Source organism: Mycobacterium colombiense, assembly GCF_003284935.1.
GTDB lineage: Bacteria > Actinomycetota > Actinomycetes > Mycobacteriales > Mycobacteriaceae > Mycobacterium > Mycobacterium arosiense_A.
Map to the genome: position 1 here is coordinate 96,579 of NZ_QMEV01000003.1, position 26,756 is coordinate 123,334.

At 65.6% G+C, this 26,756-nt stretch carries 27 protein-coding genes and 2 pseudogenes; 20 read left to right on the forward strand and 9 right to left on the reverse strand.

Annotation, left to right across the window (positions count from 1 at the left end):
• Positions 1-112 precede the first annotated feature (112 nt).
• The 4 genes from DQP57_RS02470 (at position 113) to DQP57_RS02485 (ending at position 3,769) form a co-directional block, all read left to right on the forward strand.
• On the forward strand, positions 113-943 hold the full coding sequence (locus DQP57_RS02470; RefSeq protein WP_112631389.1) for a DUF1906 domain-containing protein: 831 nt from the start codon (positions 113-115) through the stop codon (positions 941-943).
• A 486-nt stretch (positions 944-1,429) separates the two neighbouring features.
• Positions 1,430-2,413: a hypothetical protein gene (locus tag DQP57_RS02475; protein ID WP_133259215.1), complete on the forward strand. Its 984-nt coding sequence runs from the start codon at positions 1,430-1,432 to the stop codon at positions 2,411-2,413.
• A gap of 316 nt (positions 2,414-2,729) precedes the next feature.
• On the forward strand, positions 2,730-3,158 hold the full coding sequence (locus tag DQP57_RS02480) for a nuclear transport factor 2 family protein (protein WP_112631393.1): 429 nt from the start codon (positions 2,730-2,732) through the stop codon (positions 3,156-3,158).
• The gene (locus tag DQP57_RS02485; protein ID WP_112631395.1) at positions 3,155-3,769 is read left to right on the forward strand and encodes a TetR/AcrR family transcriptional regulator; all 615 of its coding nucleotides are present in this window, start codon (positions 3,155-3,157) and stop codon (positions 3,767-3,769) included. The genes DQP57_RS02480 and DQP57_RS02485 overlap by 4 nt, the downstream gene beginning before the upstream one ends.
• A gap of 158 nt (positions 3,770-3,927) precedes the next feature.
• On the opposite strand, the gene DQP57_RS02490 is transcribed toward DQP57_RS02485, so the two are convergent.
• The 3 genes from DQP57_RS02490 to DQP57_RS02500 form a co-directional block, all read right to left on the reverse strand.
• Positions 3,928-4,536 (reverse strand): TIGR03086 family metal-binding protein, encoded by a 609-nt coding sequence (locus tag DQP57_RS02490; RefSeq protein WP_112631549.1) that lies wholly within the window; start codon positions 4,534-4,536, stop codon positions 3,928-3,930.
• Positions 4,537-4,824: 288 nt separating this feature from the next.
• Entirely contained in the window at positions 4,825-4,980 is a 156-nt protein-coding gene (locus DQP57_RS02495) for a hypothetical protein (protein ID WP_112631397.1), read from the reverse strand.
• A 180-nt stretch (positions 4,981-5,160) separates the two neighbouring features.
• Positions 5,161-5,769: an LGFP repeat-containing protein gene (locus DQP57_RS02500; protein ID WP_112631399.1), complete on the reverse strand. Its 609-nt coding sequence runs from the start codon at positions 5,767-5,769 to the stop codon at positions 5,161-5,163.
• A 281-nt stretch (positions 5,770-6,050) separates the two neighbouring features.
• Here DQP57_RS02500 and DQP57_RS02505 point away from each other — a divergent pair, with 281 nt between their 5' ends.
• Positions 6,051-6,506 carry an MPT63 family protein gene (locus DQP57_RS02505; protein ID WP_112631401.1) on the forward strand — a complete coding sequence of 152 codons (456 nt, stop codon included), beginning with the start codon at positions 6,051-6,053 and terminating at the stop codon, positions 6,504-6,506.
• Positions 6,507-6,565: 59 nt separating this feature from the next.
• Here DQP57_RS02505 and DQP57_RS02510 read toward each other — a convergent pair whose 3' ends face one another.
• Positions 6,566-7,171 (reverse strand): CGNR zinc finger domain-containing protein, encoded by a 606-nt coding sequence (locus DQP57_RS02510; RefSeq protein ID WP_112631403.1) that lies wholly within the window; start codon positions 7,169-7,171, stop codon positions 6,566-6,568.
• A 62-nt stretch (positions 7,172-7,233) separates the two neighbouring features.
• On the opposite strand from DQP57_RS02510, the gene DQP57_RS02515 reads away from it, so the two are divergent.
• Positions 7,234-8,241, forward strand: coding sequence for a DMT family transporter (locus DQP57_RS02515; protein WP_112631405.1), 1,008 nt, complete (start codon positions 7,234-7,236; stop codon positions 8,239-8,241).
• Here the strand turns inward: DQP57_RS02515 and DQP57_RS02520 are convergent.
• Together DQP57_RS02520 and DQP57_RS02525 are read right to left on the reverse strand one after the other, a co-directional pair.
• On the reverse strand, positions 8,143-8,928 hold the full coding sequence (locus DQP57_RS02520) for a 2-keto-4-pentenoate hydratase (RefSeq protein WP_112631407.1): 786 nt from the start codon (positions 8,926-8,928) through the stop codon (positions 8,143-8,145). The two genes, DQP57_RS02515 and DQP57_RS02520, sit on opposite strands and share 99 nt — an antisense overlap.
• A 167-nt stretch (positions 8,929-9,095) precedes the next feature.
• Positions 9,096-9,677, reverse strand: a complete 582-nt coding sequence (locus tag DQP57_RS02525) for a dihydrofolate reductase family protein (protein WP_112631409.1) — start codon at positions 9,675-9,677, stop codon at positions 9,096-9,098.
• 125 nt (positions 9,678-9,802) lie between these two features.
• On the opposite strand from DQP57_RS02525, the gene DQP57_RS02530 reads away from it, so the two are divergent.
• Together DQP57_RS02530 and DQP57_RS02535 are read left to right on the forward strand one after the other, a co-directional pair.
• Positions 9,803-10,513 (forward strand): cutinase family protein, encoded by a 711-nt coding sequence (locus DQP57_RS02530; protein ID WP_112631411.1) that lies wholly within the window; start codon positions 9,803-9,805, stop codon positions 10,511-10,513.
• Between the two features lie 575 nt (positions 10,514-11,088).
• On the forward strand, positions 11,089-11,538 hold the full coding sequence (locus DQP57_RS02535) for a hypothetical protein (RefSeq protein WP_165821734.1): 450 nt from the start codon (positions 11,089-11,091) through the stop codon (positions 11,536-11,538).
• On the opposite strand, the gene DQP57_RS02540 is transcribed toward DQP57_RS02535, so the two are convergent.
• On the reverse strand, positions 11,535-11,783 hold the full coding sequence (locus DQP57_RS02540) for a hypothetical protein (RefSeq protein WP_112631413.1): 249 nt from the start codon (positions 11,781-11,783) through the stop codon (positions 11,535-11,537). The genes DQP57_RS02535 and DQP57_RS02540 overlap by 4 nt on opposite strands.
• A 209-nt stretch (positions 11,784-11,992) precedes the next feature.
• Between DQP57_RS02540 and DQP57_RS02545 the strand changes: the two genes are divergently transcribed.
• The 5 genes and pseudogenes from DQP57_RS02545 to DQP57_RS02565 form a co-directional block, all read left to right on the forward strand.
• A complete protein-coding gene (locus DQP57_RS02545) occupies positions 11,993-13,495 on the forward strand; it encodes a DUF3375 domain-containing protein (protein ID WP_112631415.1) in 1,503 nt (500 codons plus the stop codon).
• Positions 13,492-14,226, forward strand: coding sequence for a DUF4194 domain-containing protein (locus DQP57_RS02550; protein ID WP_112631417.1), 735 nt, complete (start codon positions 13,492-13,494; stop codon positions 14,224-14,226). The genes DQP57_RS02545 and DQP57_RS02550 overlap by 4 nt, the downstream gene beginning before the upstream one ends.
• Complete coding sequence (locus DQP57_RS02555) at positions 14,219-17,581, forward strand: ATP-binding protein (protein WP_112631419.1); 3,363 nt, start codon at positions 14,219-14,221, stop codon at positions 17,579-17,581. The genes DQP57_RS02550 and DQP57_RS02555 overlap by 8 nt, the downstream gene beginning before the upstream one ends.
• Positions 17,582-17,678: 97 nt before the next feature.
• Positions 17,679-18,083, forward strand: coding sequence for a hypothetical protein (locus DQP57_RS02560; protein ID WP_112631421.1), 405 nt, complete (start codon positions 17,679-17,681; stop codon positions 18,081-18,083).
• Between the two features lie 121 nt (positions 18,084-18,204).
• A pseudogene (locus DQP57_RS02565) lies at positions 18,205-18,771 on the forward strand (SDR family NAD(P)-dependent oxidoreductase); the annotation flags it as partial.
• A 163-nt stretch (positions 18,772-18,934) separates the two neighbouring features.
• Here the strand turns inward: DQP57_RS02565 and DQP57_RS27075 are convergent.
• Positions 18,935-19,243, reverse strand: a complete 309-nt coding sequence (locus tag DQP57_RS27075; protein WP_112631423.1) for a hypothetical protein — start codon at positions 19,241-19,243, stop codon at positions 18,935-18,937.
• A 206-nt stretch (positions 19,244-19,449) separates the two neighbouring features.
• Here DQP57_RS27075 and DQP57_RS02575 point away from each other — a divergent pair.
• A pseudogene (locus DQP57_RS02575) lies at positions 19,450-20,158 on the forward strand (DUF899 domain-containing protein).
• Positions 20,155-20,628: an SRPBCC family protein gene (locus DQP57_RS02580; protein WP_112631424.1), complete on the forward strand. Its 474-nt coding sequence runs from the start codon at positions 20,155-20,157 to the stop codon at positions 20,626-20,628. The pseudogene DQP57_RS02575 and the gene DQP57_RS02580 overlap by 4 nt, the downstream one beginning before the upstream one ends.
• 12 nt (positions 20,629-20,640) lie before the next feature.
• On the opposite strand, the gene DQP57_RS02585 is transcribed toward DQP57_RS02580, so the two are convergent.
• Positions 20,641-21,426, reverse strand: a complete 786-nt coding sequence (locus DQP57_RS02585) for an ArsR/SmtB family transcription factor (RefSeq protein ID WP_112631553.1) — start codon at positions 21,424-21,426, stop codon at positions 20,641-20,643.
• 64 nt (positions 21,427-21,490) lie between these two features.
• On the opposite strand from DQP57_RS02585, the gene DQP57_RS02590 reads away from it, so the two are divergent.
• From DQP57_RS02590 to DQP57_RS02610, 5 genes are all read left to right on the forward strand, one after another.
• Complete coding sequence (locus tag DQP57_RS02590; RefSeq protein ID WP_165821735.1) at positions 21,491-21,934, forward strand: nuclear transport factor 2 family protein; 444 nt, start codon at positions 21,491-21,493, stop codon at positions 21,932-21,934.
• Between the two features lie 60 nt (positions 21,935-21,994).
• Positions 21,995-23,317: a cytochrome P450 gene (locus tag DQP57_RS02595; protein WP_112631426.1), complete on the forward strand. Its 1,323-nt coding sequence runs from the start codon at positions 21,995-21,997 to the stop codon at positions 23,315-23,317.
• A 273-nt stretch (positions 23,318-23,590) separates the two neighbouring features.
• On the forward strand, positions 23,591-25,054 hold the full coding sequence (locus DQP57_RS02600; protein WP_112631557.1) for a biotin carboxylase: 1,464 nt from the start codon (positions 23,591-23,593) through the stop codon (positions 25,052-25,054).
• Entirely contained in the window at positions 25,051-26,229 is a 1,179-nt protein-coding gene (locus DQP57_RS02605; RefSeq protein ID WP_112631428.1) for a serine hydrolase domain-containing protein, read from the forward strand. The genes DQP57_RS02600 and DQP57_RS02605 overlap by 4 nt, the downstream gene beginning before the upstream one ends.
• Before the next feature lie 128 nt (positions 26,230-26,357).
• The gene (locus tag DQP57_RS02610; protein WP_430917718.1) at positions 26,358-26,711 is read left to right on the forward strand and encodes a DUF732 domain-containing protein; all 354 of its coding nucleotides are present in this window, start codon (positions 26,358-26,360) and stop codon (positions 26,709-26,711) included.
• Positions 26,712-26,756: the final 45 nt, after the last annotated feature.

Genomic DNA, 26,756 nt, shown 5'->3' on the forward strand with positions numbered 1-26,756 from the left:
CTTCCGAGGTCATAGCCGAACGGTCACCACTTGGTATCTATTTGGGAATGCAACCGCGTTTCGGCTGGCGCAGGTCTATCGGCAACCGCAGTCACCTCGATAGCATCGCGCGATGCACGATTTGCCCTCAACGGCAAGCGATGTGCGGTTGCGCACGGTTTCCCGGCGCGACGCGCTGCGCTACGCTGCCGCGTTGGCCGGTCTGGGCGCCGCATCGGTGGCCTGCGGCGTGCCCACCGCGGCCGCCGCCGCTCCCCCTCGACTGATCGACTTTGCCGCGCGCCAGATTCCGGCGCAGGAGATCCGAGCTGCCGGCTATAGCGGGGTGGTCAATTACGTCTCGCTGTCACGACCTGGCTCGTCTTTTGGCGCCAAGCCGATCACTCGGCCCTACGCCGACTCATTGAAGGCCGCGGGCTTGGTGATCGTCAGTAACTACCAATACGGCAAGCCGGGTGGGTCGGCACCGTCCGATTTCACGCGGGGCTACGCCGGCGGCATCGCGGACGCGCGCACCGCTTGGCAGCTGCACACCGCGGCGGGCGGCGGCGAGGATGCGCCGATTTTCTTCACGATCGACGAAGGCATCAACCGCGACACGTGGAATCGCGTGGCGCTGCAGTGGTTTCGGGGAATCAACTCGGTTCTCGGCGTTCAACGCACCGGAGTCTACGGGGGCATCGATGTGTGCCAGTGGGCCGCGACCGATGGCGTTATCGGGTCTTCGAGCACTGCTGGCCGCCGGTGGGCCTGGCAAACTAAAGCCTGGTCCGGCAATCGGGTTCACCCCGCCGCTGTTCTCTACCAGCGCGTCGTGAGCACCGCGTCCAATCCCGGGCCGAAGGTCGGCGGACTCGAAGTGGACGTCAACGACGTCCTGGCACCCGATTGCGGCCAGTGGAACCTTCATCGGTCGAGTAATCCGAATGGCGATGTGCGATAGGTCCGTCTCTCTATGAGATCCCCATCGAGTCTGGCACGCGCAATATGCAGGACTTGTATATGCAGAGTTACCAGTCACCTCCTGCAAAATACGTCGCGGCGCAGCGCATTTGAAGGAGCTGCTCAGATGGTCCGCCGTTTCAGAACCCATTGATGCTGGAACGGACAGTACTTCTGCGGCAATCTCAAAGTCGGCTCAGCGCCGAAGCCATCTATGCGCGCAGGACCTGACCTTCGTCGAGAGCCGCTCAGCAGCCCTACACCGCAACAGCCAATTCGCGCCACCTCAACCCATCGATGAACACGCTCCCGCCATCGACCGGCTAGCCGCCCTGTCCGGCCGCACCCCGCCAGGGCCCACGAGCGCATATGCGATGCGACGTGCGAAGCGCCGGCAGGAGGCGACACTAGGCTGCCCTGCCCCTACTGGGCGCGATTGCCGGCTCGATGCCGCACGGAGCTCCGGCTCGTCGCCGATAATGGCGAAATGACGGGGTATCCGGTTAGCGCCGCACTACGGCTGATCGTGCGGCGCCGGCTGTGGCGGTTTTGCATGCCGGCGGTGGCGTGTCTTGTGGCGGCGACTGGTGGATGCGCTGCTCTGAATCGCAGCGCCGAGGCCCGCCACCTTCAGGCCGAAATAGCGAAGATGCCTGGGGTTGACAGCGTTGATCCCGGCTATATCAACGATTTTGAGAACGGCGCGGAAGTGAAATTGGTGATCACTATGCCTAAGGCAAGCGAGGAGCAGATCGCCGCTGTCGCCTCGCGCATCACCAGTATCAAGGGCGGCGATTTCGACGGCTACCGTCAGTCCTGTGATTTCGTCGTCGGCGATGAACTTGAGGTGATACGCGGCGCGCAGCTCGACCCCGCACAGATCGCCGACGACACACATCGCTTGCGGGAATTGAGGACCCGCGTCCCGCGATCGCCAATCCAATGGTCACGTGACGGTACTGGTTCGCGGCTTAGGGTTTTTGATATCGAACACACCAGCGACGTCTTGACTGCGGTGTTGGCGGCCGTCAAGCCTGAACCGATGACGGTCTATATCCGTTCCGCCGAACCGACGAAGTATCCGACATGGGAAGTCGGTGTTCCGATCAGCGGCGAGCAGCGCGCAGCGATTGACGCCTTGCTATCGCGGCGGGTGCTGCCGGTCTATTACGTGCGCGTCGACAACGCGAGGATCACTGCAGTGTCGGTATACGTCACCGACACTGCCAGGGCCTACGGTGACCTGAAAACAGTTATCTCCGCGGTGGCGCCCAGTAAACAGCAACCGTTGCAATTGGAGTGGCACCTCATGGTCGAGCCCGACAATTTTCACCAATTCAGCGGCTCGCTGAAGGTGCCGAGCTGCCCCCAAGGCCAAGGGGCCCCCAAATCCCAAGCCCCTCAGGGTAATCAGACCAACGAGGCGGCCGCACTCCAACGGCAACTGGAAAGCGCCTTCACCGACTGCTGATAACTGGCCATGCCCTCCCCCACGCCTGTGGTTGTTTCGGCTGAGACCGTCCATTCGCCGGAGCTGTCACGCCGAGTCGAATCTCCGCGCGATCGCACGCGCCAGCGAATGCACATACTGATCGCGAACGAGACGGTCGCGGGGTCATGATGTGGTACGGGTGCGGAGGAAACGGCAGAGACGGCTCCCCAGGATGATCGTCGCGGCGGGCCCGCGGTTGCGGCAGACTGGGTGCGCCGTGTGGCTACGTTATTTCGAACAGCCCGCTTCAAGGTGGTTGCATATCGTCCTTACAAACTAGTAAGTTACTTGCGTGATGTTGATCAATGAGCCCGCTGTCCTCGACCTGGCTGCTGTTGAAGAATTTGAGCACCGCTGGGAACGGGCCTGGAACGACCACGATGCGGAAGGTGTCGCCGCATTGTGCGCGGAAGACTTGGTTTACGACGAACCGGCGCTCGGTGGCACCGTCTATGGTCGCGACCACCTCCGCTCCTTTGTGACCGCTATGAATGCGTCGTTTCCCGACCACGTCTTCCACTTCCAGGGCCTCTACGCCGACGTCACCCGACGCGCCGTGCTGCTCGCTTGGCGCTTTACCGGCACCCATGCCGAAACCGGGAAGAAGGTCGAGTTCCACGGCGACGATCGCCTCGAGTTCGGCGAGGACGGCTTGGTTAGCGCCTATCGCTGCATCTACGACAATCACCTGGTGCTGCGCCAGATTGGCAAAAAGCCGCGATGACGGGTGGCGCGCCGACGTCAAGAGTGCGCAAGCCCGTCGCTGTACGGCGAGCCGAGATCATCGAGGCCGCCGCCACCGAATTCGCCGAGAACGGCTTAGCGGGAGCCCGATTGGAGATGATCGCGGCGCGCGCCGACATCTCACACCCGCGCGTCGTGCAGATGTTCGGCTCCAAACGGGCGTTGTTCCTCGAAGTCGTCGACGCTATCTTCGACCGCATCACCTCAGCGTTCACGGATGCCGCCGACCGGGCTACCGCTGGCAACGAGGCTGCACCGCTCGTGACTATGGGCGACGCATACCGGCGTCTGCTGCAGCGCGACCGAACAACCGCCTTGATGCTGCTGCAAAGCTACGCCGCGGCCGGCGATGAGGCGGTGCGCGAGAGCGTCGCCCGTCGCTACGTCACACTGCAGCGGCAGATCGCCGACCTCACCGACACCGACACGCTACAGATACGTACCTTTTTCGCCACCGGCTTGATCGTCACGGTCTCGACCGCTCTCGCACTACCCGGCAAACGCACCGACGCCACTTGGGCGGCCTGGTTACTCGAGCTCGTCGATCCCCATGAACCGAGGAGTCAGGGAAATCCTGACAAGTTGCGGTAGCCGATCCTCTGAGTTGCGGATGGGAATCCGCCGTCGCGGAAGGAATATGGCGGGTTGCCCCAGCGTTCGCGGGCACCCACGTGGGCGCGTGAGTACACCGAGCGGTTCCCAGCACTGAAGCGGCTCGGTCTACGCAGGGCCTTCGCGGACAAGGGATCTCACGGCGTAGGTTGAGCGCCGCAATTGTCGCCGACAGACCTGCCAAGAAATGCCAAGAGTCGACTAGTTCGTGACGAATCCGCCGGCGCAGGCTGGGCCGGCCCGAAGGCACCCGGGCGCCGGAGCATCGCTTCTGGCAACGACTCAACGAGTCCTTCACACAGGCCGAGCAGGTCGTCGGGCAACTCAACGGACCTGCCCAGGGATCGGCGGACGTCCCAACTATGCAAGGCCAAGTCAGAAACGGGATACATTAACGCACGGCGAAGAGGAACTTCTCCTTCCGGCGAAACCCGTAGCGCATCGAGGTCGACTGCAGGCAATGCCTGACGAAGACGAACGCTCAATTCCAGGAGTCGACCCGCGGGATCGTCATAAGTCCAGTCCGATGGCAGGGAAGGCCCGCCCCAAAGTTCGCCACCTTCGACAAGCGTGACGACCTTGGTAGCACTACCGGTCGCGTGCGCCACCAACTCACCCACGCTCCACGCTTCTAGATTCGATGGCGAATTCCAGCTGCCCTGTGGGACCTCGCTCACCGCGTCAACCATCAGGTCGATCGCCTCGACGGCCATCCGGTCAATGTGTGCGCTCATGTCATCGTTCATAGCCGACATGCTAAGGACTGCCACCGACACGCGTGCACGACACGACCCGCCTAGAGCGAATGCGAGAACTGTTGGCACACACTGCCTTGCGCCCCAACGCCGGGGCTTCCTTGTGGCAGACAGGCAAACGAAGCGCGGATTAGCTGAGCTGCATCGGCATCGTTTCGGCCCGGTTCATCGCTCGCTCGCAGGCCGCGGCCGGCGCGGGCCGCGGAGGCCAGCGCCCAACCGATTCCGCATCTTTAACGAGCCGACTTGGCTCGCTAAAGCCACGCGACACGACGCGTGTCAAAACCACACTTTGCGGCCAGCGACGGGACGCCCCACCGCACCCAAGATCCACAAGACGATGCCGATCAGCACCAGGATGCCGCCAATCGTGTACAGGATGCTCAGTCCGGTGAAATAGCCGACAACGAGAAGGATGATGCCGAGGATAATCACGATCGCTCCGATCTACGGGGTTGCCGCGGCCGGTGCCGCTTGACTGCGGATACCCATTTCGCGCGACTCCCCAATCTCAGGTTCGCCGTTTAAAAGGGCTTAAGCGCCGCCGGCTGTCGATCGAATATGCACTTTCCAGTCGGTGTGGGGTTGGGGTGTTGTCCTCGCGCCCGGTTCGTACTAGAGCCCGGACGGGACGACCTTGCCATTGACCGTCACGTCGACCTGGCCGGTCTTCTGGTTGTACTCGATCTTGCCGTGTTCGAAGTTCGACACGAGCAGATCGCCGGCGGCGGTCTGGTCGCTGGTCGGGAAACCCAGCGGACCTGCCGACCCGTTGGTGCCGGTGACCGCCGGCGTGCCGTCCGGGTTGCGCGGGATATTCCAGGCCTCCCGGATCCTGCCGAGGGTGATATACGCGGGCGTGCCGGCCTGGTCGTTCCTGGCGGTGATCACGCCGCCTTGGAATTGCTGGAATACCAGGCCGCTCTCCCGCGTGCCTGCGTTGCGGTCACCCGTCAGTGGCTTGCCGAGTGCCTTCTTCTGTTCCTCGGTTGCCGTCGAGTACTTGGCGGCGATAGGGCCCGTCAGCGTCACCTCGACGTCGCGTTCCCCGATGAGCTTCACCTCGGTGGGCGGCGCCGGGATGCCGGACGTGGAGGTGGCACTCACCGCGACGTGAGGCGGCGCCGACGCGTCGACGCTCCTGCCACTGCTGCAGCCCGCAGTGATCAGTGCGGCGGCGGCCAGGCCGACGGCTGCCGTGTGGCGGTATCCGATCCTCGTCATGGTTTCCTCTCGCGTCTTCCTGTGGTGTGGGCCGAGCTGCGGCTGACCCCCTCGCCGGACCGAACTTACGCCGCGGCCACACCGCGTCGCACTCCCCTCCCGTCGGTGAGCAGTCCAATCAGCAATGGCTCGGGCAGGGAAATGCTCGGCTACCCAAGCGAATTATTGAGCGCAGGATCAATACGCCATTCAGCTAAATCAGGTTTGAAATTCCGAGCTTTGGATAGCCCTCATTCCAGCTGCCGCTCCTGGATAACGGCACATCACGAAGGGGGCCCGACGTGGCATTCATTCACATTGCATCGAAAACCACGGCAGCAACAGCCGTGTTGGCGGCCGCCGGAATCCTCGCGGCGACACCGGCATGGGCTGACCCGCAACTGCTGCAGTTCGGTCAAATGGCGGAAATCTCCAGTATGGGCGGCACCATCGATTACACCGTGAGCAACCTGCAGCCCAGCGGCCACAACGACGGGATCTGGTATTCCGACGTCACGGCCAAAGGTGTGAGCGGTAATGCAACTCCGAACATCGCCGACTTCAACGCTCGGGCCGTTAACAGCTCTACGTTCGCGGTGATGAAGGGCAACCAGACCGACGGTCTTCCCGAAGGGCCACTCCCCCTCGGCACGCCGGTTACGGGACGCATTTACTTCGATGTTCGCAATGGCACGAACCCCGACAGCGTCGTCTACCGGGACGCCGGCGGCACGGACAAGGTCGTTTGGAAAAGCTAGCAATTCGGCTCGCGCATCCCATTTCGTCGGGGCGACCCACGAATGAATAGGCAGCATTACTACGCTGGGTCGTTCCTGTTGCGCTCGTAGAACCGTCGTACGCGGGCGCGGTTGCCGCAGTCGACCGTGCTGCACCAGCGGCGGTTTTGTCGGTGGCTGGAATCGAGGAAAAGCCATCCACATTCCGGGTCGCCGCAGTGCTTGACGCGCGAGCGAGGCACGGTCGTCAGTAACGTCACGGATTCGATCGCCAGGCGGTGTAGTGGCGTTTGCACCGTCAGCGCCGTGTCCTGCCATCTGCCGCGATGCTCGTCGAGGGTGAGCCGCCTGACCCGCAGCGCGGATCGGTAAGCGTCGGCGACCCTATCGGCGTCGCGTGCCGACCCCCGCCCCGTCCAGATGCAATGCAGCGCCTCCCTGAGGTGGCGCGCCTGACGCAGCGTCTTCGCGCCGGCATCGTTGTCCGCAACGGCGCGCTCGACGAGGCTGCGCGCCTCGGCGGGCGACAACACGCCGGCATGGTGCGCCCAGGCCACGAGGTCGCGATAGTCCACTAGATATTCCGTACGACGCTGCGGGTCGCCGCGCCACGCCACCGTGTTGACCAGGTCGACCGCGGGATTACCCCCACGAAGATCGAGTTCGGAAGCCGCGGACCGCGCCATGCCTCCCAGTCTAATGCCTTAACTATGATTTAGGCATTAGAACATCGGGTACGTGTCTCAGCATGAGATCCCCATCCACGCACCTAAAGAGTCAGTCCGGGTTGGTCTTCGGTGCCCTGTGCCTGTCAGCCTCGGCGATACTGCTCAAGTTGGCCGCGACAACCCCGGCTACCGCCACAGCCGCGCGGTGTCTGATAGCGCTACCCGTAGTCGTCGTCCTCGCGATCCCGGAATGGCAACGGCGCGAACGCTTGTCGCGTCGCGGTGTGCTGTCGGCGGTCTGCTGTGGTGCGTTGTTCGCCGCTGACATGCTGCTATGGACTCAAGCCATACCGGAAGTGGGAGCAGGGCTTTCGACGGTCCTGGTGAATACGCAGGTCGCCATTGTTCCGTTCCTGACCTGGCTCATCGACCGGGAACGGATCTCGCGGCGATTCCTGCTTGCGCTGCCGGCGCTGCTGGCCGGCGTCATGCTCGCCGGCGGGCTGCTCGAGCACGGATTCTCCGGCACCGACCCTGCACGCGGAACTGTGCATGCGATCGGCGCGGCGGTGTGCTACTCGGGATTCCTATTTTTGCTGCGACGAGGCGGGCAATCCGGCCGACCGATGCAGACCTATGCCATCGTGCTGGCGACGTCGGCGATCGTTGCGGCCGCGGTCGGACCGTGGTGGCACGGCATCGAATTGTGGCCGGGCTGGCGCGCCACAGGATGGCTGATCCTGGTCGCGATCACTGGACAGTTGCTCGGCTGGCTGCTGGTCGCTTTGTTCTCAGCCCGCCTGCCCAGCACCGTCAGCTCCGCGCTGCTGTTGCTGATGCCGGTGGGCGCGGTCGCGCTCGGTGCTGGCGTGCTGCACGAGCGCCCCTCTGCGTTGCAGCTCGCCGGTTGTGCGCTGGTGCTGTTCGCCGGCTACCTGGGCGGCTCGACGGCGTCCGCCACGCCGCCACAGCGCTCCGGTCGATATGAGTCATTCGAACGACAAATGGACCGAACCGAGACCCGAGAACTCGGCCACGAACTCGTCGCCGGGGCGCGCGTCGATCGCCCGTGTGCACGAACCGGGTAACACGATGTCGCCCCGTCGCAGTCGCACGCCGAAACTTTCGACCTTGCGGGCCAGCCACGCCACCGCCGTGACGGGGTTGCCCAGCACGGCGTCGCCGCGGCCCTCGGCGACCACCTGCCCGTTGCGCGTCAGCACCGCGCCGATCGCTTTGACGTCGACATCGTCTGGCGGCACCCGCGCCTCGCCCAGAACAAAGCCCGCCGAGGAGGCGTTGTCGGCGATGGTGTCGCACAGTTCGATCTTCCAGTCGGTGATCCGCGTGTCGATCAGCTCGATCGACGGGACCAACGACTCGGTGGCCGCCAGCACGTCGCCCTCGGTGCAGCCGGCACCGGGTAGGTCGTCCGACAGAATGAAACCCACCTCGACCTCGACCCGCGGGTAGAGGTAGCGCGCCGCCTCGACCGGCACGTCCTCGAACACCTGCATGTCGTCGAGCAGATGGCCGTAGTCCGGCTCGTCGACGCCCATCATCTGCTGCATCGCCAACGACGACAGGCCCACCTTGTGGCCCACCACCCGCGCACCGTCGGCCACCCGATGGCGGATGTTGATCAGCTGGATCTCGTAGGCGTCGACAACGTCGATGTCCGGGTGCGCGGCGATCAATGGGGCGATGGGCTCGCGACGGCGCTCGGCTTGCGCAAGATCGGCGGCCAGCTCGTCCCGGATCGCGACACTGAGCATTTGCCGAGCTCCCCTCATCCGTTCCACCGCGCCGGTCGCAGTGACCGAGCGGCCCAGCCGTAGACACGATTCTCGGCCCCAAGAGGTTCAGGACGGTCGTTCAGTTCCGGCGGCCCAACGCGGTGGCGCGTGGCACGGCGTCGTCCCGGCGGGGTGTGCTGAAGGGCTCAGGCATGCAGGCTGGGCCGGTAGATGAGCTCGTGAATATTGCCGTCCAGCGTTCGGCTTTCGACCAATTCGAGGTCGAAGTCGGCCGCACCGCGAAAGATCGGATCATCACCGGTGCGGCCCGTGATCACCGGGAACAGCGTCACCTGGACCCGGTCGACCAGGCCGGCGGCCATCAACGCTCGGTTCATCGACAGGCTGCCGTGCGAGCGCAACGGTACGTCGGACTCGTCCTTGAGTCGGGCGACGACGTCGACGGCGTCACCGCGCACGAGTGTCGCGTCTGGCCAGTCGAGGGGTCCACCCAGTGACGTGGACACCACCGTGGCCGGCAGCTGCCTCATCCGGGTGACCCACGGGTCGCGCACGTCGGAATCCTCGGTGCTCTCGGCCAGCATTTGGGTGAAGAGTCGATATGTGTTGGCGCCGAAGACCATTCGCTGTTCCTCGCTGTACAACGCGAGCCGGTGGTCGAGCAATTCTGGGCCTTGCTTGCCCCAGTAACCGCCCCAATCCCCTCCGCTGACGCCCCCGAAGCCGTCGAGGCTCGAAAAGACGTCGAAGGTATAGGTAGCGGTCATCGGTGCTCCCCTGGAGTGCGGTTGGCGGTGTCGGGGATACAGACCGGAATCGATGACGAAACTAATCGCCCTCCAAGCTGAATAAACACCCGTTTCGACGGAATGGCACCTGGGCATCCGCAGACATGAGCTCGCTACGATCCCTTTCTTTTCTCGCGACTGCGCTAGCAACAGCCTGGGCGGGGTTTCTCTGTGCACCCGTCCCCGCGGCTTCCGCCGAACCATGTCCCAACGTCGAAGTGGTGTTCGCCCGCGGCACCGGCGAGCCACCTGGCGTCGGCGGGATCGGGCAGGCATTCGTCGACGCACTCGGATCACGGCTGGGAGGCAGGTCGATGGCGGTCTATCCGGTCAATTACGAGGCGAGCAGCGACTTCAACGGCGGCATCGCTTTCGCCAGAACCGTGGTGGACGGGATCAGGGACGCCGGCACTCATATCGAGACCACGGCGTCGAACTGCCCGAACACCCGAGTGGTGCTCGGCGGGTACTCCCAAGGCGCCGCCGTCGCGGGCTTCGTTACGTCGGCTTCCGTGCCCAAGGAAGTGCCGCAGGAGTTCGTGTCCTACGTCCCGCAACCGCTGCCGCGGACGGTGGCTGATCACGTGGCCGCCGTCGTCCTGTTCGGAACACCGTCCAGTGAGTTTCTGCGCGGTGCCGGCGCGCCGCCCATCACGATCGGTCCCCTTTACGCAGCAAAGACCATTCAGCTGTGCGCCCCCGATGACAACATTTGCGATGGTGCACCGCCCGGACCGCCCGGAATCGCTCACACTGTGTATGCGGCGAATGGCATGGTCGACCAAGGCGCGGATTTCGCTGCCCATCACCTTTAAAGCCGCTAGCTGGTCCGGCCCTGATCGGTGAATTCGAGGAAATCCACAGGCCATTTTCCTGAGTTCACATTGGCGCGCGCGGTCATGTACTGTCGTCCATGAAGATATTAGTCGCGCGTCGAACAGCGAGGTCTTCGAATGCTCAGCTCCTCGGGTAGCCGGGGACCTCGACGCCGCATCCAACGCAGGCATCCAGTTTGACAAGGCGGGCTGACACCGACGTATCTACAGCTCTTTTGGAGAGGCGGGGGGAAATCACCGATGGCACGCCATGACCCGGACTACGAGCTTTACGAGCCGCGTCGATCCCCCACCCTCTACACGTGCAGGGGCTGCGGCACGATCGTTCACAACATAAGAATCCACGACGCGTGGCATCGCGGGGTAGACGCGCGCCGCCGGCAAGCCGTGGAGGGCGACCTCACCGACGACCAGTAGGGCCCGCTCGCGGGTGAGCACGGCCGCGTCACCGCCGCAGTCAGGCCGGCCCGACAGCGACCATGGTGGGCGATTGCGAGCCACACCCCTACGGCGCACTTGCTGCGGCGACCGTTCCCGGTCACTACGCTTTGGAAATGCGTTCCTACCGTTATGCGGTCGCGGTGGTAATCAGCCTTTCGCTCGCAGGCGTTGTCGCGACGGCATGCACCAAGAGCACCACCGGACACGCGGTACATCCGACTAGCGGCGTCGGCACCACGTCAGCGATCGCGACGTCGACACCCGCGGCGCCGAGCTCCGCGGCGCCCACCGGCCAGCCGGTCGGCACTGCGGTGATGAAGGTCAGCGGCGGCAGTGCCCCCGTCACGATTCGTTACCGGATCAACGGAGGCCCGGAGCAGACCGAGACCAATGTGCCGCTGCCGTGGGAGAAGCAGTACTCGGTGTACAACGAAGTGGAGTCGCAGGTATCCGCCGATGGCGGAGACGCCCCGCTCACCTGCACGATCATCATGGACGGCGACAAGCTCGTGTCCCTCAAGAGTGAACCGCGACCCACCTGCAACTTCGCCTACTGGGGCTAACCGGCAACGCCATCGGGACCGCGCGCGGGAGGCTCGCCGTCGGCGGATCGCTCATAGGCCATGGACGGCGGCGGCGGCACCGGGGGCAGTCCGCCGCGATACAGGTCGAGATATGGTGCGGCATAAGGGTTCTGCCATGGCTGCACGCCGGAGCGGCGCCGGCGCACATACGTCACGATGAGGGCACCGCAGGCCACGATGAGAAAGCCCAGCAAAAGGGCTTTGGCGACCAGCAGCGCAGTCATGAAGCGGATTTTAGCTCTGTTCCGGGCTAGGGCGTCCGCGCATACCTCGCAGTGCCAACCCCGCCGTTCGCCCTGCTTGCGCCCGGTGACCACTGAGGCTCGAGCGATGCCTGAGACCGGTGTGACCGACTTGGCGAAGCCATCCCCCGACACCCCGCCGGCCGAAGGCCGATTGTCGCCTCCGTGCCCTATCTTGGAGCGTCCGAGACATGACCGATCGAGACGGAGGGCGCGTGCTGGACGACGACACAACGCTGTCGCCTGCCGACCTGCTCGAGTCCAACCGCGGCCTTCAGGGTTCGCCGACCGTCCGCCTGCTGGCCACGTTGAACCTCAATCTGTATGCGACGCTGATGGAGCGCCAGCTCAGCGGCGGTGTGGTCCCCGAGACCGACCTCGTCATCCGGCTCGAACGCGACCTGGCCGAACTCGATCAGTGTGGCGAGCAGTCCGGGCTGGCCCTGATCAAGTCGTGGGCCAGTCAGGGCTGGCTACATCGGGTGGCCGACCAGCGCTCCGGCGTCGAACGCAACCTGTGTTATCTGACCCAGGAAGCCCGACGGGCGCTCGATTTCCTGCGGGGCATGCGCCGCCAGGACACCATCGCCACCGGCGGCTCGATCAACGGCATCGCGTCCCGCCTCAAGCAGATCGCGTTGCGGGTCGGCAACGATCCCGACCGTATCCGCGCCGGCATCCAAGCCGAAATCGCCGCTCTACAAGCCGAACTCGACGCCTTGGACCAAGGCGGGGCCTCCGCCGAGCACAGCCAGGACGTCGACCTCACCGACGCCTACGACGAAGCCCACGCCATCGCCCTGCAGATGGAACGTCTGATCACCGACATCGGTCAGTACGGGACGATGATCGAGCGGGCCACCGCGGCCCTCGACGAGCCGATCGACAGCAACGTCGAATACCGCGACCGTCAGCGCCGCATGTACGCCGACTACGAGGCCGCGTGGGAGTCGCAGGGGCGCGACTCGCACCGCGCCTTCCTGCGGATGATCAACGACCCCGACCAACGTGCCGAATTCGAAGCCGACGTCGCCGCCGTCGCCCAAGCCCTGCCCGCCCTCGACCCCGCCCTGCGCAGGGTGATGGCCGGCTTCTTCGAACTCGTCGGTCATCAGATCGACGAAGTGGAACGCATCCAGCAGCGCTGCGCGCAGCGCGTCAAACGGTTTACCGCGTTCGGCACCCTCGAACAGAGCCGCGGTGTGGCCCGTCAGCTCAACGAGGCCATCGGCGCCGCCCGCAACCTGCTCAAAGCCTCGCTGACCGACTCCAGGCTGGACATCGAACTCCCCCTGGCCCGCCACGCATTCAGTTCCGTTGGGGCACTGAGCTTCCGGATCGGTGACCTGTCCAATCCGAAGCCGGCCCAGGCGGCCGAGGGCGAGGTCGACCTGACCAGCTTCGCAGCGCTCACCACGCAGGTCGACGCGCCCGCGATGTCCGAGATGATCAACACCGCGATCGGCTCCGGGGCCAAGCTGTCGCTGCCCGACGCGGTCGCGATGCTCGACTCGGCCTACCTGGGCCACGTCATCGTGTTGTGGTCCTGGGCGCTCAAACAACCGGAATCCGCGCAGGCTTCCGAATCGGTCACCGTCCGCTTTCAATCCCTGGACGGGCGCGACCGCGAAATGGAGGTGCCCCACTTGATGTTCACCGAGCCGGTTTCCAGTCTGCTGGGAGCCACTGCGTGACCGTCGAAGAGACCGTCAAGGAGACCGCGGACTACAGCGGATTCTCCGCCCTCCCCCAGGTCGACCAGACCGCGCGCATCCCGCACCAGCGCCGGCCCCGGTTCGACGGCGACGTTTCCGAGCTGCCCGACCGGGCCTGCTGGGCGCTACAACAGCTGCTGACCCGCCGCTACATCAGCGCCGACGCCGATCGCGACGTCTACACCTGGGTGCAGGAATACCGCGCCCAACTCTCGGTCCGGCTGTCGGAACTGGATCTGTTGCTGCGCGTCGTCGAGGGCGCCTCCGAGACGGACGGGGTCGCGTTCGTCGAGCAGGCCCGCTACGAATCCGCCCGGGGCGTAAAGCTTTTGCGCCGTGAACCGCTGGGCACCTATGATTCCATCCTGGCGCTGCACCTGGCGCAGATGATGCGCGCCTCCGGTGATCAGGCCGTCGTGATCAGCCGCGACGAAATGCACGGGCTGTTCTCCGGCGTCCTCAACGATGTCGACCGCGACGCCGTGACGTTCAGCGCGCGCATCGACGGCGCCATCGCCCGGCTGACGTCGCTGGAGATCCTGCGCAAGACCCGCGACGACGAGGACAGCTACACGGTCAGCCCGGTCATCAACGCCGTCATGACGGCCTCGGTGATCGCCGAGCTGCAGCAGCAGTTCGAGGTGCTCCTGGGCGGCGGCGTCCCCCAGGAGCGAGTGCAGGGCGAAGGGGAGGAACCCGAGGATGACTGAACAGTTCCACCTGGCGCGCCTGCAGGTCATCAACTGGGGCGTCTTCGACGGATACCACTCCATCGGATTCAGCGAAGGGGGCGCGCTGATCGCCGGTGCCTCTGGAAGCGGCAAATCCTCACTGCTGGATGCCATTTCGCTTGGCTTCCTGCCCTTCAACCGGCGCAACTTCAACGCCTCCGGCGACAACACCGCCGCCGGGTCGAGCGCCGGCCGGCGGACCGTCGACAAATACGTCCGCGGGGCCTGGGGTCAGCGCAGCGACGCCGGCACCAGCAAGGTCATGTATCTGCGCGGCGACGGCACCGCCTGGTCGGCGGTCGCCGTCACCTACCGCAGCAACACCGGCCGCACCGTGACCGGCCTGGTGCTCAAATGGCTCACCGGTGAATCGCGGTCGGACTCCTCGAGCCGGTTCGTGCTGGCCGACGGCGACCGCGATATCGAGAACGTCTGCAACCGCTGGGCCGCTGGCCGCTTCGACGCCGCGGTGTTCAAGGACGACTGGCGGTTCTCCACCAAGGTGGAGTCGCAGTACCTCGCCCAGTTGTATGCCACCATCGGCATCCGGGCTTCCGATGCCGCGCAGCAGCTGCTCGGCAAGGCCAAATCGCTGAAAAGCGTTGGGGGCCTTGAACAGTTCGTCCGGGAGTTCATGCTCGACGAGCCGGGAAGCCTGACCCGGCTGCCCGAGGCGCTCAAGCAGATCGATCCGCTGGTCGACGCCCGCGAACTGCTGGCCGTCGCGCAACGCAAGCGCAAGATCCTCGGCGACATCGAGAAGATCCAGCAGCGCTACGCCTCGGAGTCCTCAGACCTGGGCATCATCGATCTCGTCGACCAACCGATGGTCCGGGCCTACACCGACCACGTCCGGCTGACGCAGTGCCCGTCGCAGATCGAATCGCTCGACGCCACCATCGATCAGCTGGGCAACGAATATGAGGACGTTACCCGCCAGCTGAATCTGGCCAAGGCCGAAGGCGATTCGCTCAACGCCCAGATCAGCGGATCCAGCACCAGCCTGGGCCCGTTGCAGTCGCAGGTGGCCGCGGCCGAGGCGCACGCCGAGCAGGTGTCGCGCCGGCGCACCGCCTATGAAGCCATGCTCAACACGCACGGTCTCGACATCCCGGAGACCGCCGACGAATTCTGGAATCTGCGTGAGGAACTCACCACCCGCGCCACCGAGCTGTTGGCGAAACTGGATCGCGGCCGGGAGGCCTCGACCGACGCCGAGTACGCCCAGAAAGTCGCACGCATCGCTCGCGACGACGCGGCCAAGGAACTCAAACGCGTAGAGCGTGTCGGCTCGGCGCTGCCGGAGTTCGCGCTGACCATGCGCGAAAACATCTGCGCCGCCGTCGGTATCCACCCCGGCGAGCTGCCCTACATCGCCGAGCTGATGGATTTGCGGCCCGAGCACAGTCGCTGGCGCGTCGCCGTCGAAAAGGTGCTGCGCGGCGTGGGTCTGCGGCTGCTCGTCCCAGACAGCCACTACGCCGCGGTGCTGCGGTTCGTCAACGAGACCAACATGGGTGGTCGGCTGCAGCTGCATCACGTCCGCACCAGGTTCATCGGCGCGGAGATCACCGAAGCCGAGCCGAATACGTTGGCCGGCAAGCTGTTCGTGGTCGACCCGAACCATGACTGCGCCGCCGAGGCCGCCGACGTCATCGCCGCCGCCGGCGATCACATCTGCGTCGACACCCCCGACGTGTTCCCTCGCTTCCGGCGCGCGGTCACCGACACCGGCCTGTACAAGGACTCCGAACGCCTGGCCATCAAGGACGACCGCCGACCGCTCAAGCAGGCCGACTACATCTACCAGGGCGATGTCGCCGCCAAGATCGACGCGTTGACCGTGGATCTCGCCAACGCCGAAGAGGCGTATCGCCGTGCCCGCGGCGTCGCCGACGACATCGCCGCCGAGCGCCAGCAGTGGCGTGACCGGGCGGCGGCGTTCAGGGCGATCTGCGATCAATACGAGCAGTGGACCCATGTCGACACCGAGACCGCCGACGGCCACGCCGATCGGCTGCGCGAGCAGTTCGAGCTGCTGCTGGCCGACAATCCGGATATCGAGGCGCTGACGGCGCGGGCCGAGGAATGCTGGGAACAGATCCAGACCTTGATGACCCGTCGAGGTGCGATCCAGACCCGCCGCGACGACCTCGACGGTCGCCGCACCCGGTTGCTCGAGCTCCAGGACCGGCTGGCTCCGGCTTTCGTCTCGGAGCCGCTGACCGATCTGTTGAACCGCTACGCCGCCGAAGTGCCCGTCGCGCTGGACATGCTCAACCCCGAACCGCACCGCGACGCGGTGTTCACCGCCATCCGGCGCGAGCGCGAGCAACTGCGCGAAAGCCGCAGGCGCTCATACGATGAGCTGGCGCGGATCCTCAACACGTTCGACACCGCGTTCCCCGACGCGATCCCCAATGACAGTGACGTCTTCGACGAGCGGGTGCACGATTACGTCGCGCTGTGCCGCCACATCGACGAGCGGGAACTGCCCGAGGCCTACGAGCGAATGATGCGGCTGGTCACCGAGCAGGCGCCCGACGCCATCCTGACCCTGCACCGCGTCGCCGAGCAGGAGGCCCGTCGGATCAGCGAGCAGATCGAACGCGTCAACACCGGGCTGGGTGCGGTGGAGTTCAACCGCGGCACCCGGGTCACCCTGCGCGCCACGGCGCGAAGCCTGACCGCGGTCGCCGAGCTCACCGAGATCGTTCGGGCCATCTCACGGCGCATCGCCGAGGTCGGCCTCGGCGACAAGCAGGCCATCCTGGACCAGTACGCCGACATCCTGCGCCTGCGTAACCGATTGGCCTCGACGGCTCCTGAAGACAAGGCCTGGACCCGTGACGCCCTCGATGTCCGTAACCGGTTCACCTTCGACTGTGCCGAGTGGGATGTCAGCAGTGACGAGCTGATCCGCACGCATAGCAACGCCGGCGACAACTCCGGCGGCGAGCAGGAGAAGCTGATGGCGTTCTGTTTGGCCGGGGCGTTGAGCTTCAACCTGGCCAATCCCGAAAGTGCCGACAACAAGCCGGTTTTCGCTCAGCTGATGCTCGATGAGGCGTTTTCCAAGTCCGACCCGCAGTTCGCTCAGCAGGCTTTGCAGGCGTTCCGCAAGTTCGGCTTCCAGCTCGTCATCGTGGCGACCGTGCAGAACGCCACCACCATCCAGCCCTACATCGACAGTGTGGTGATGGTGTCCAAGCGCGAAGCCACCGGCCGCAACTCGCGCCCGGTGGCGACGGTGACCACGAAGACGATCACCGACTTCGCCGCGTTGCGGCACGAGATGCGGACGTCGGCGGCGCTGGTCCCGGCCGGTGTGTGATGCGCTAACCCCTTGTTGGGATCGGTAGCCGCGCCAAAGCGCAAAAATTTCGCGAGTTTCGGCGTTGAATTTCCGATACCTGCGAAAGGGCACTGCTGTGGACATCCATCGAGTGGCGAAGAAAATCGTTGGCGCGGCGCTGTTGTCGGGCGGTGTGGCGGTGACCGGGCTGGGGCTCGCCCTCGGTCCCGCACAGGCCCAGCCGGGTCCCGTGCCGCAGACGCATGGCTTCGCGCCCGAAGACGGGCCGGTACCACCGGGTGCAAGCGGGCCATACACCTGTTGCCCCGAAGACCAGAAGACCGGGCTGCACCCGCAGACCGGCCGCGGTTGCCCGGGAACGCAAGTCGACTGGGACGCCAGCCAGTGCCACACCTGGTACGGCGTCGTCTGGGGGCACGGAAACGCGGCCCCCGGTGTCTGGGAGGGTGGTCCCCCGCCGCCGGAGGCGACGCGCAAGCCGTGGTGCGGGTTTCCGTTCATGTGCTCGGGAACGCCGTGATGTGCCGGTTGGTTCGGAGCAACGCCCGCGGCACTAGGCGGCCCACGGCCGCTTAGTTTCTGCGCCACGCGGGATCTACATCTTCGACCGCTTCAAACTGCCGTTTGATCTAGGAGGATGTATGAGCATCGCTGGCAAGACCGTTCTGGTGACCGGCGCCAATCGGGGCATCGGGAAGGCCCTGGTCGAGGAGGCGTTGCGTCGAGACGCCAAAAACGTGTACGCCGGCACCCGGCGACGGGCGGTGCATCCGGACCCGCGGGTGATCGCCGTGAGCCTGGACGTGACCGACGCCGCGCAGATCGAGCAGATCGCGATAAAACTCGAATCCCTCGACATCCTCGTCAACAACGCCGGCGTGTCGCTCTATGACGACCTGAGTGATCGCGCGGTGCTCCAACAACACCTCGCCGTCAATCTCTTCGGCACCTCCGACCTCACTCAGGCCTTGCTGCCGTTGCTCATTCGGTCTCGGGGTGCCATCGTGAACAATCTCTCGGTTAACGCGCTCGCGCCGCTACCGCTGATTCCGGCCTATTCGATCTCGAAAGCCGCCGCATTCAACTTCACCCAGTCGTTGCGAGTTCTTCTCGCAGGACAGGGCGTACGCGTTCACGCGGTCCTGACCGGCCCGGTGGACACCGATATGACCCGAGGCCTCGACATACCCAAGTCCTCAGCGGAGTCCGTGGCGCGCGCCATTTTCGACGGGGTGGAGCAAGGGGCCGAAGAGATCTTCCCCGATCCGATGTCACTGTCGGTCTCGCCGAGCTGGTATGGCGGTGCGGCCAAGGCCCTGGAACGCCAGTACGCCGCTCTGCTGAATCAGTCGGGATCCCGCCGTCTAGGTGCTAGCCGGCCGGCGGACGGCATTCATTGGTGCCCGGATCCCACCACCAGCCGTTGTCGCATGCGAGCGGTTGGGGGCCGACACCCAAGGGACGACACACATTGGCCGTCGGGTCCCACCACTGGCCCGGGTCGCACGCCAAGGGTTGCGGCCCGACCCCCAGCGGCCGGCAAACCTTGCCGGTCGGGTCCCACCACTCGCCGTCGGCGCAGTCGGCCTTGCTCACCGCCGGTGTCAACACCGTCACGGCCGCCATCGATGCGAACGCCAGCATGACGATGACGACTGCTTGGCGAATGAATGTCCTCACGGGGACCTCCCCTCGTCACTATCCGTTCATCGAACCCAACCCCGGCCGTGGAGGTCAATAGCGTTTTCGGCGCTCGAGCAAACGCGGGCGACTCCCGACTGCCGGGGTCCGCAAATGGACGGTTGACGGGCCGGTGCGCCGATGAAGTTCGGACGCGCGAGCGGTCAGACCTTTCGGACGGACAAATCGAGAGCAAAGGTGGAGCCATGTCCCCCGAACACACGGCGTTGCCGCCAGTCGTCGATCACCAAACCTGGCGGGCCGCACTGGACGAACTGCGCAACCGCGAGAAGGCCGCCACCCGCGAATTGGATGCGATCGCCGCCCAGCGGCGACGGCTGCCGATGGTCGAGTTGCCCGACTACACCCTGGTCGGTGCCGATGGACCCCTCCGGTTGGTCGATGTGTTCGACGGGCGATCCCAGCTGATCGTCTATCACCACATGTGGTCCGACGGCGCGGAATGGCAGTGCAGCGGGTGCACCGGATTCACGTCGCAATTCACCCGACTGGAATTCCTCGAGAACTACGACGCCCGGTTCGTCATCGTCACCAACGGACCGATCGAGGAAGCGCTGGCCTACAAGCGGAAAGTCGGCAACCGGATGGAGTGGTACTCGTCATCGCAGAGCCCGTTCGCCGCCGACATGGACGCGCCGCCCGGTGGCGGTTTCGGCGTGAACGTTTTTCTCCGCGACGGCGACACTGTGTATCGCACGTGGCATACGAACGGGGCGAGGCACCGAGCAACTGAGTCACTCGTTCGGGCTGATCGACATTCTGCCGTGGGGTCGTCAAGAGGATTGGCTCGATTCGCCGGAAGGGTGGCCGTCGCGGCCCACCTACTCGGGGTGGCTCGACTCCCCCGCTATTGCAGCCGCTTACGGATCCACGACGACCGAGGCCACGCTATGAGCGCCGCCGAAGGTTACGTTGTCACCCGCACCATCGCTGCCACCCCGGCCGAGGTCTTCACGGTCCTCGCCGACCCGTCCCGGCACCAGGACACCGAGCCAACGGATTGGGTCCGCAATGCGGTGGACACAGCCCCGATCACCGGCGCGGGACAGATGTTCGCGATGAACATGTACCTCATCGCCGCGGGCGGCGACTACGTCACGCACAACCTGGTGCATGTGTTCGAGCGGGACCGCGCCATTGCCTGGATGCCGGGGGCGCTCGACGACGCGGGCAACCACACGCCCGGCGGCTGGTTCTGGCGTTATGACCTTGTGCCGAACGGTGACCGCACCGACGTCACCCTCACGTACGACTGGAGCGGCACGCCGCAGGCTTTCCGAGACCGCGTCGGTGAGATGCCCATCTTCGGCGAGGATTACCTCGCCACGTCGCTGGCCGCTCTCGAGCGCTCGGTCGCGGGTTGACCGGCTAAACGGTCAATCCCAATTCGCGGGCAGGCCAAAGGTCTGGCTGAGTCCCTGCCGTCCGGCATCGGTGAGCACCACCGCGCGGCGTTGATTGATGTGCCGGATCCAGTCCAGGTCGAACAGGCGTCGGGTAAGCGCGGCCCCGAGCGCGCCGGCCAGGTGGTGGCGTTGTTCGGACCAGTCCACGCAGTAGCGGATCATGACTTTGCTGCGATCGACAGCGGCAAGGTCTATTCCCAAGGTGCTCAAGGTTTCTCGTCCATCCGCGGTGAGTTGGTAGGTCAGGTCCGCTCCTGGAGCCGACAGCCGGTCGGCGACCGCGAGACCGGGACGGTAGCGTCCGTCGCCGCCGGCGAGCAGTCCCCGGTCGAGCATCGCGCTCATGATCGCCAACCCCAGCCGCCCGGCGAGGTGGTTGTAACAGGTGCGGGCGCGCCGCAGGGCGTGCGCACGCGTCCCTTGGCGCAGGGAACGGATCGGCTTTGGCGCAGCGATTCGGGCGAGCGCCTCCAAGGCTTCGGCGACCGGCGGGCCGGCCAGACGGAAGTAGCGGGCGCGGCCTTGGCGGTGCACCGTCAGCAGGCCGGCATCGACCAGTCGGGCAAGGTGTTCGCTGGCCGTCGAAGCGGCCACCCCGGCTTCGCTGGCCAGCACGCTGGCGGGCAGCGCGCGCCCGTCGAGCAACGCCATCAATACCCGTGCACGGGCCCGCTCGCCGATCAGTGCGGCAACACTGCCGATATCGGCGTCACCGCCGTGCCGGACGGCGATCGCCTGTGCGGGATCGCTGGGCATGCCACCACGATAGGCGGCGGACATTTCGGGCGGCACCGAAGCAATACGGCGTCACGATGGGCCGATGGACACCGAAGACACCGCGGCAAACACGACAGCCCCGCGGCGCGCGATCGAGGCAGTGGTGCAGGCGTGGGAAGACGCCCTGGCAGCTCATGACCTGGACGCGCTGCTGGCCTGTTACGCCACCGATGCGACCCTGGAAAGTCCGCTGGCCGCCCACATCACCGGCAAGGAGGGAATCCGCCGGGGGCACCCGCAGCTACGGCCCTTTCTCGCCGAGGTGGTAGCGCGCACGCCGACGCTGCGCGCCTATCACCGGGCAGGCTTTTTCACCGACGGACGGCGCGTGACGTGGGAGTATCCCCGTGCGACGCCGGACGGCGAGCAGATGGACTTCGTCGAGGTGATGGAGATCGAGGGAGGCCTGATCCAGGCCCACCGGGTGTATTGGGGCTGGCGCGGCGTCGATGTCCTGATGAAAGACGAATACCACCGAGACACCTAGCCTCGGCGACGTTGACGCGCGCCTCTATCCATCCGGCGAGGTAGGGGCGAACAATACGGAATGGCGCTCAAAACCCGGTCGCACTGGCTGCTGGGATACGGACTGGCTCGCGCGACGCTGAAGCTGCTGGCTCGCCGAGGCGACCCGTTCGCCCGCTTGGTGATCGACAACAACCGCCCCGACAACGCGCATCACCTCATTGAGCAGATCCGCGAACGGGGGCGCCTGTCGGAGGTGATCGGCGGCTGGGCCACCGCCGATGCGCGAATTATCCGAGAGGTGTTGCGGGACGATAGGTTTCGGACCGCCAAGCCCCACGATCGGTCACCGTTTCGTATGGCTCAATGGGCACTTGCGAAAACGAATCCCGGCGTACTGAACGGCCTCGAACCGCCGTCTCTACTGGTCATCGACCCACCCGAGCATGAGCGCCTGCGACGCTTGGTGTCGCGGGCATTCACCCCGCGGGCCACCGATAGGCTGCGCCAACGCATTCAGGAGATAGTCGACGCCCTGCTCGACGACCTCGGCGGCAACGCTCACTGCGACCTGATCGCCGACTACGCCTCTCAGATTCCCATCCAGGTCATCGCCGAGCTGCTGGGGATTCCGCGCGAAGAAATTCCTTATCTCTACGGTATGGCCGACCCGGGCGCCAAGCTGCTCACCACCACGGTGCCCTCCTGGCGTGACTTCGAGACCGCCCTCGCGGCGCTGCGCGAATTCGAAGGCTATCTCGAGGCGCACATCGAGCGGCTGCGGCGCAGCGGCGGCGATAACAGCGTCTTGTCTGCCGTGCTGCAGGACAGTGATCTCATCGCACTCGAAGTCAAGATGTTCGCCGGGCTGTTGCTCGGCGCCGGATTCATCACCACCACACACGCTTTCGGTAACGCCGTCACCGCGCTCCTCGATCACCCCGACCAGCTGGCCCGCCTCCACGCGCAGCCCGAGGGCTGGCCCAACGCCGTCGAAGAAACCCTGCGCTACCGCTCCGTCGCCCAATTCGGCGCCCGGGTGGCGGCCCAAACGCTGCAGATCGGCGGCCACACCGTGCGGGCGGGCTCGACCGTCTTCCTCAGCATCGCCGGCGCCAACCGCGATCCGGCCGTCTTTGATCGTCCCGACGAATTCGACGTCACCCGGGTCAACGCCCGCGACCACATCGGCTTCGGCACCGGTGTCCACGCCTGCCTCGGCGCGCCGCTCGCCCGGATGGAACTCAACATCGGTTTGCGCGCGCTCTTCGAACGATTCCCCGAACTCACCCTCGCGGACGAACCGACCCCGAACGACAGCACGCTGTTGCACGGAATCAAGCACCTCCCGGTCATGCTCGGACCCGCCAGGGTCGGCGCGGGCCGGCCCGGCGCTGCCGACTAATTCGCGGCGACACCCCGGCCGATATCCACCCGGGACACACCAAACGCGCTGCGGGGCAACGGCCTAAACGCCGGCCACGGCCCTTGGGCCCAGGCGTATCGTCCGGCTCGCTGTCTGCATTCGGGACTGTTTCCCCTTCGACACTGGCGCCGACAGGGCGCACACTTGTCGAATGGAGATACGCCATTGCATCGACGTTGCGCCGAGCGCGCCACGTCCGGCCGCGCCGCCACCCTCGCCCGGGGTTCGGGCCTCGATGTCACCGCGACAGACGTGACGGGGCCCGAGCCGCGCCGGACGCTGAACGGCCTCTCGGACATACGCGCGTTCTTTCACACGAACAAGGTGCCGCTCTTCTTCATCTCGCCCACGCCGTTCAACCTCCTCGGCGTTGATCGCTGGATACGAAACTTCTTCTACCTGACCTACTTTGACTCTTTCGAAGGCACACACTCGCGCGTGTTCGTGCCCCGGCGGCGCGACCGCCGCGATTTCGATTCCATGGACGAGGTGTGCAGCCATCTGCTATCCGATCCCGAGACGGTCGAGTTCATCGCCGGTAAAGGTCCCGGCGGCAAGTGCTGCTTTGTGATGCTGAACGAGGAGATTCAGGCGCTCGCGCGGTCGGCAGGCCTCGAAGTCATGCATCCGCCGACCGAGTTGCGCCAGCGCCTGGGTTCCAAAATCGTCATGACGCGCCTGGCCGACGAGGCGGGGGTGCCCAGCGTGCCTAATACGATCGGCCGGGCCAGCTCCTATGACGAGCTGCTGGCGCTCGCGGACAACGCCGGATTGGGAGATGACCTCGTCATCTCGATCGCCTACGGCAACGCCGGCAGCGGCACGTTCTTTGTGCACGGTCAGCGCGACTGGGACCAGCACGCCGGTGACCTGGTGGGGCAAGAGCTCAAGGTGATGAAACGGATCCGCAACGTCGAGGTGTGCCTCGAAGGTGCCGTGACCCGGCACGGCACGGTGGTCGGGCCCGCGATGACGAGTCTCGTCGGATATTCGGAACTCACTCCGAGCCGGGGCAGCTGGTGTGGCAATGACATCTGGCGCGAGGTGCTGCCGCCCGCCCAGACCCACGCCGCCCGGGAAATGGTGGCAAAGCTGGGCGATGTCATGCGCCGCGAGGGTTACCGCGGCTACTTCGAGGTGGACCTGTTGCACGATCTGGACGCCGACCAGCTCTACCTCGGCGAGGTGAATCCCCGCCTGAGCGGTGCCAGCCCGATGACGAACTTGACCACCGAGGCCTACGCCGACATGCCGCTGTTCCTCTTTCATCTGCTCGAGTACATGGACGTGGACTACGAGCTCGACATCGATGAGGTCAACTCGCGCTGGGAGCGGGGCTATGGCGACGACGAGGTCTGGGGCCAGGTCATCATCACCGAGACGTCGTCGGATATCGAGCTCTTCACCGCGACGCCACGCACCGGGGTGTGGCGGATCGACGACGACGGGCGGGTCTCCTTTTCGCGGACCGCTAACGACTGGGCCACGCTGCTTGACGGCTCCGAGGCCTTTTACATGCGGGTCGCCGCACCTGGCGACTTACGTTCGCAGGGTGCCCAACTCGGCGTGCTCGTCACTCGCTCACACCTGCAGACGGATGACTATCGGCTCAGTGAGCGCTGCCAGCGCTGGGTCAAGGGGATGAAGGCGAAGTTCGTCTCAACCCCCTTGACGCCGGCCGCGCCGATCGTTTCTCGGCTCGTCGCACGAGCGTGAAACGCGCCCCGGCCGGTATCGCACTGGACAACTGGCTGTCGGCGCCGTACGCGCGATGGTCGTTCCAGCACGTCGAAGATTTCGTACCGACCGCGGTCATTTCGCGCGGGACCGGGCCGGTCGCGACGGTGCCCGCAGCTCCTGCTGATCTGTCGGCGATCCCGCTGATCGGCACGGACGGCGCGGCCACTACCGTCGGCGCGGTGCTGGCCGGCGCCGGCACTGACGGGTGGGCCGTCGCCTTCCGCGGTGCGATGGTCGCCGAGGAATACCTCAACGGCTTGGACGCCGGAAGCCCGCACCTGCTGTTCTCGGTGAGCAAATCGCTCATCGGCGCGGTGGCAGGCGCGCTGCACGGGGACGGTGCGATCGATCTCGACGCGAAGGTCACGAAATACGTTCCCGCCCTGCAGGATTGCGGCTATGCCGGTGCGACGGTGCGCCACCTGTTGGACATGAGGTCAGGCATCGCGTTCTCGGAGAACTACGACGACCCGGCCGCGCAGATACACCTGCTCGACCAGGCAATGGGCTGGGCGCCCGGCAGAAGTCCGGACGCTCCCGCGACGCTGCAGGAGTTCCTGTTGAGCTTGCGCCAGAAGCGCGCCCATGGTGGTCCGTTCGAATACCGTTCGTGTGAAACCGACGTGCTGGGCTGGATCTGCGAGATCGCCGGTGGCCAACGGATGCCGGAGCTGATGTCGGAATTGTTGTGGAGCCGCATCGGCGCGCAATGCGACGCCACGATCGGCGTCGACGCCGAGGGCACCGGGTTCTTCGACGGCGGCATCAGCGCGTGCCTCACCGACATGATCCGGTTCGGGTCACTGTTCTTGCGGGACGGCGTCTCGTTGACCGGCCGGCACGTGATGCCGTCGGCGTGGATCGCCGACACCCTCGACGGCGGACCCGACTCGCGTCAGGCGTTCGCCGCCAGCCCCGACGACAACGAGATGCCCGGCGGCATGTACCGCAACCAGATGTGGTTCCCCTACCCGGGCAGCAATGTCGTGCTCTGCCAAGGCATGTGCGGTCAGATGATCTACATCAACCGCGGTGCGGAGGTGGTCGCCGCCAAGTTGTCCACGCAGCTACAGACTCACGAGCCGCACATGTCAGACACCCTGCGCGCCTTCGATGCGGTGGCACGCGAATTGGCTGGCGTCACCGGCTAGCCGACCCGCGCGGGCGAAACTTTCGGCGAGCCGTTGGGGTCAGCTGCGGCTATGCTGCATCTGTCTTGTATTGGAGCAGCACGCTTTTGGCGGCCTCGATCGCGCCACCAGGACAGGAAGGGAATCGCATGCCCTCAACTCGTTGGCCGGCCGCGCTTGCCATGTCCCTGCTGGCCGCTGCGGCACTGGTCAGCACCGCCGGCACCGCGGCCGCGACTCCCCAAGATGACGCGTACCTCGCGCAACTGCGGGCCGCCGGCCTCACCTGGCCGCCGAAGACGGACGAGGCGCTCATCGCCGAGGCGCACGACGTGTGTTACGACCTGACCTGGGGCTGGACGCCGCAACAGATCGCCGACGACCTGCACGCCCGCTTGGACACCAAGGGCGTCACGCTGTTGGACGTCGGAAGCCTGGTCAACGCCGCCCACTCGATCTATTGCCCCGGCAATGTCTGCGACGCCCCCAGCCTTTGCACCTGAGGACCCCCGCCGAGCGACGCAATAACTGGCTGTAGCGTGACGGCG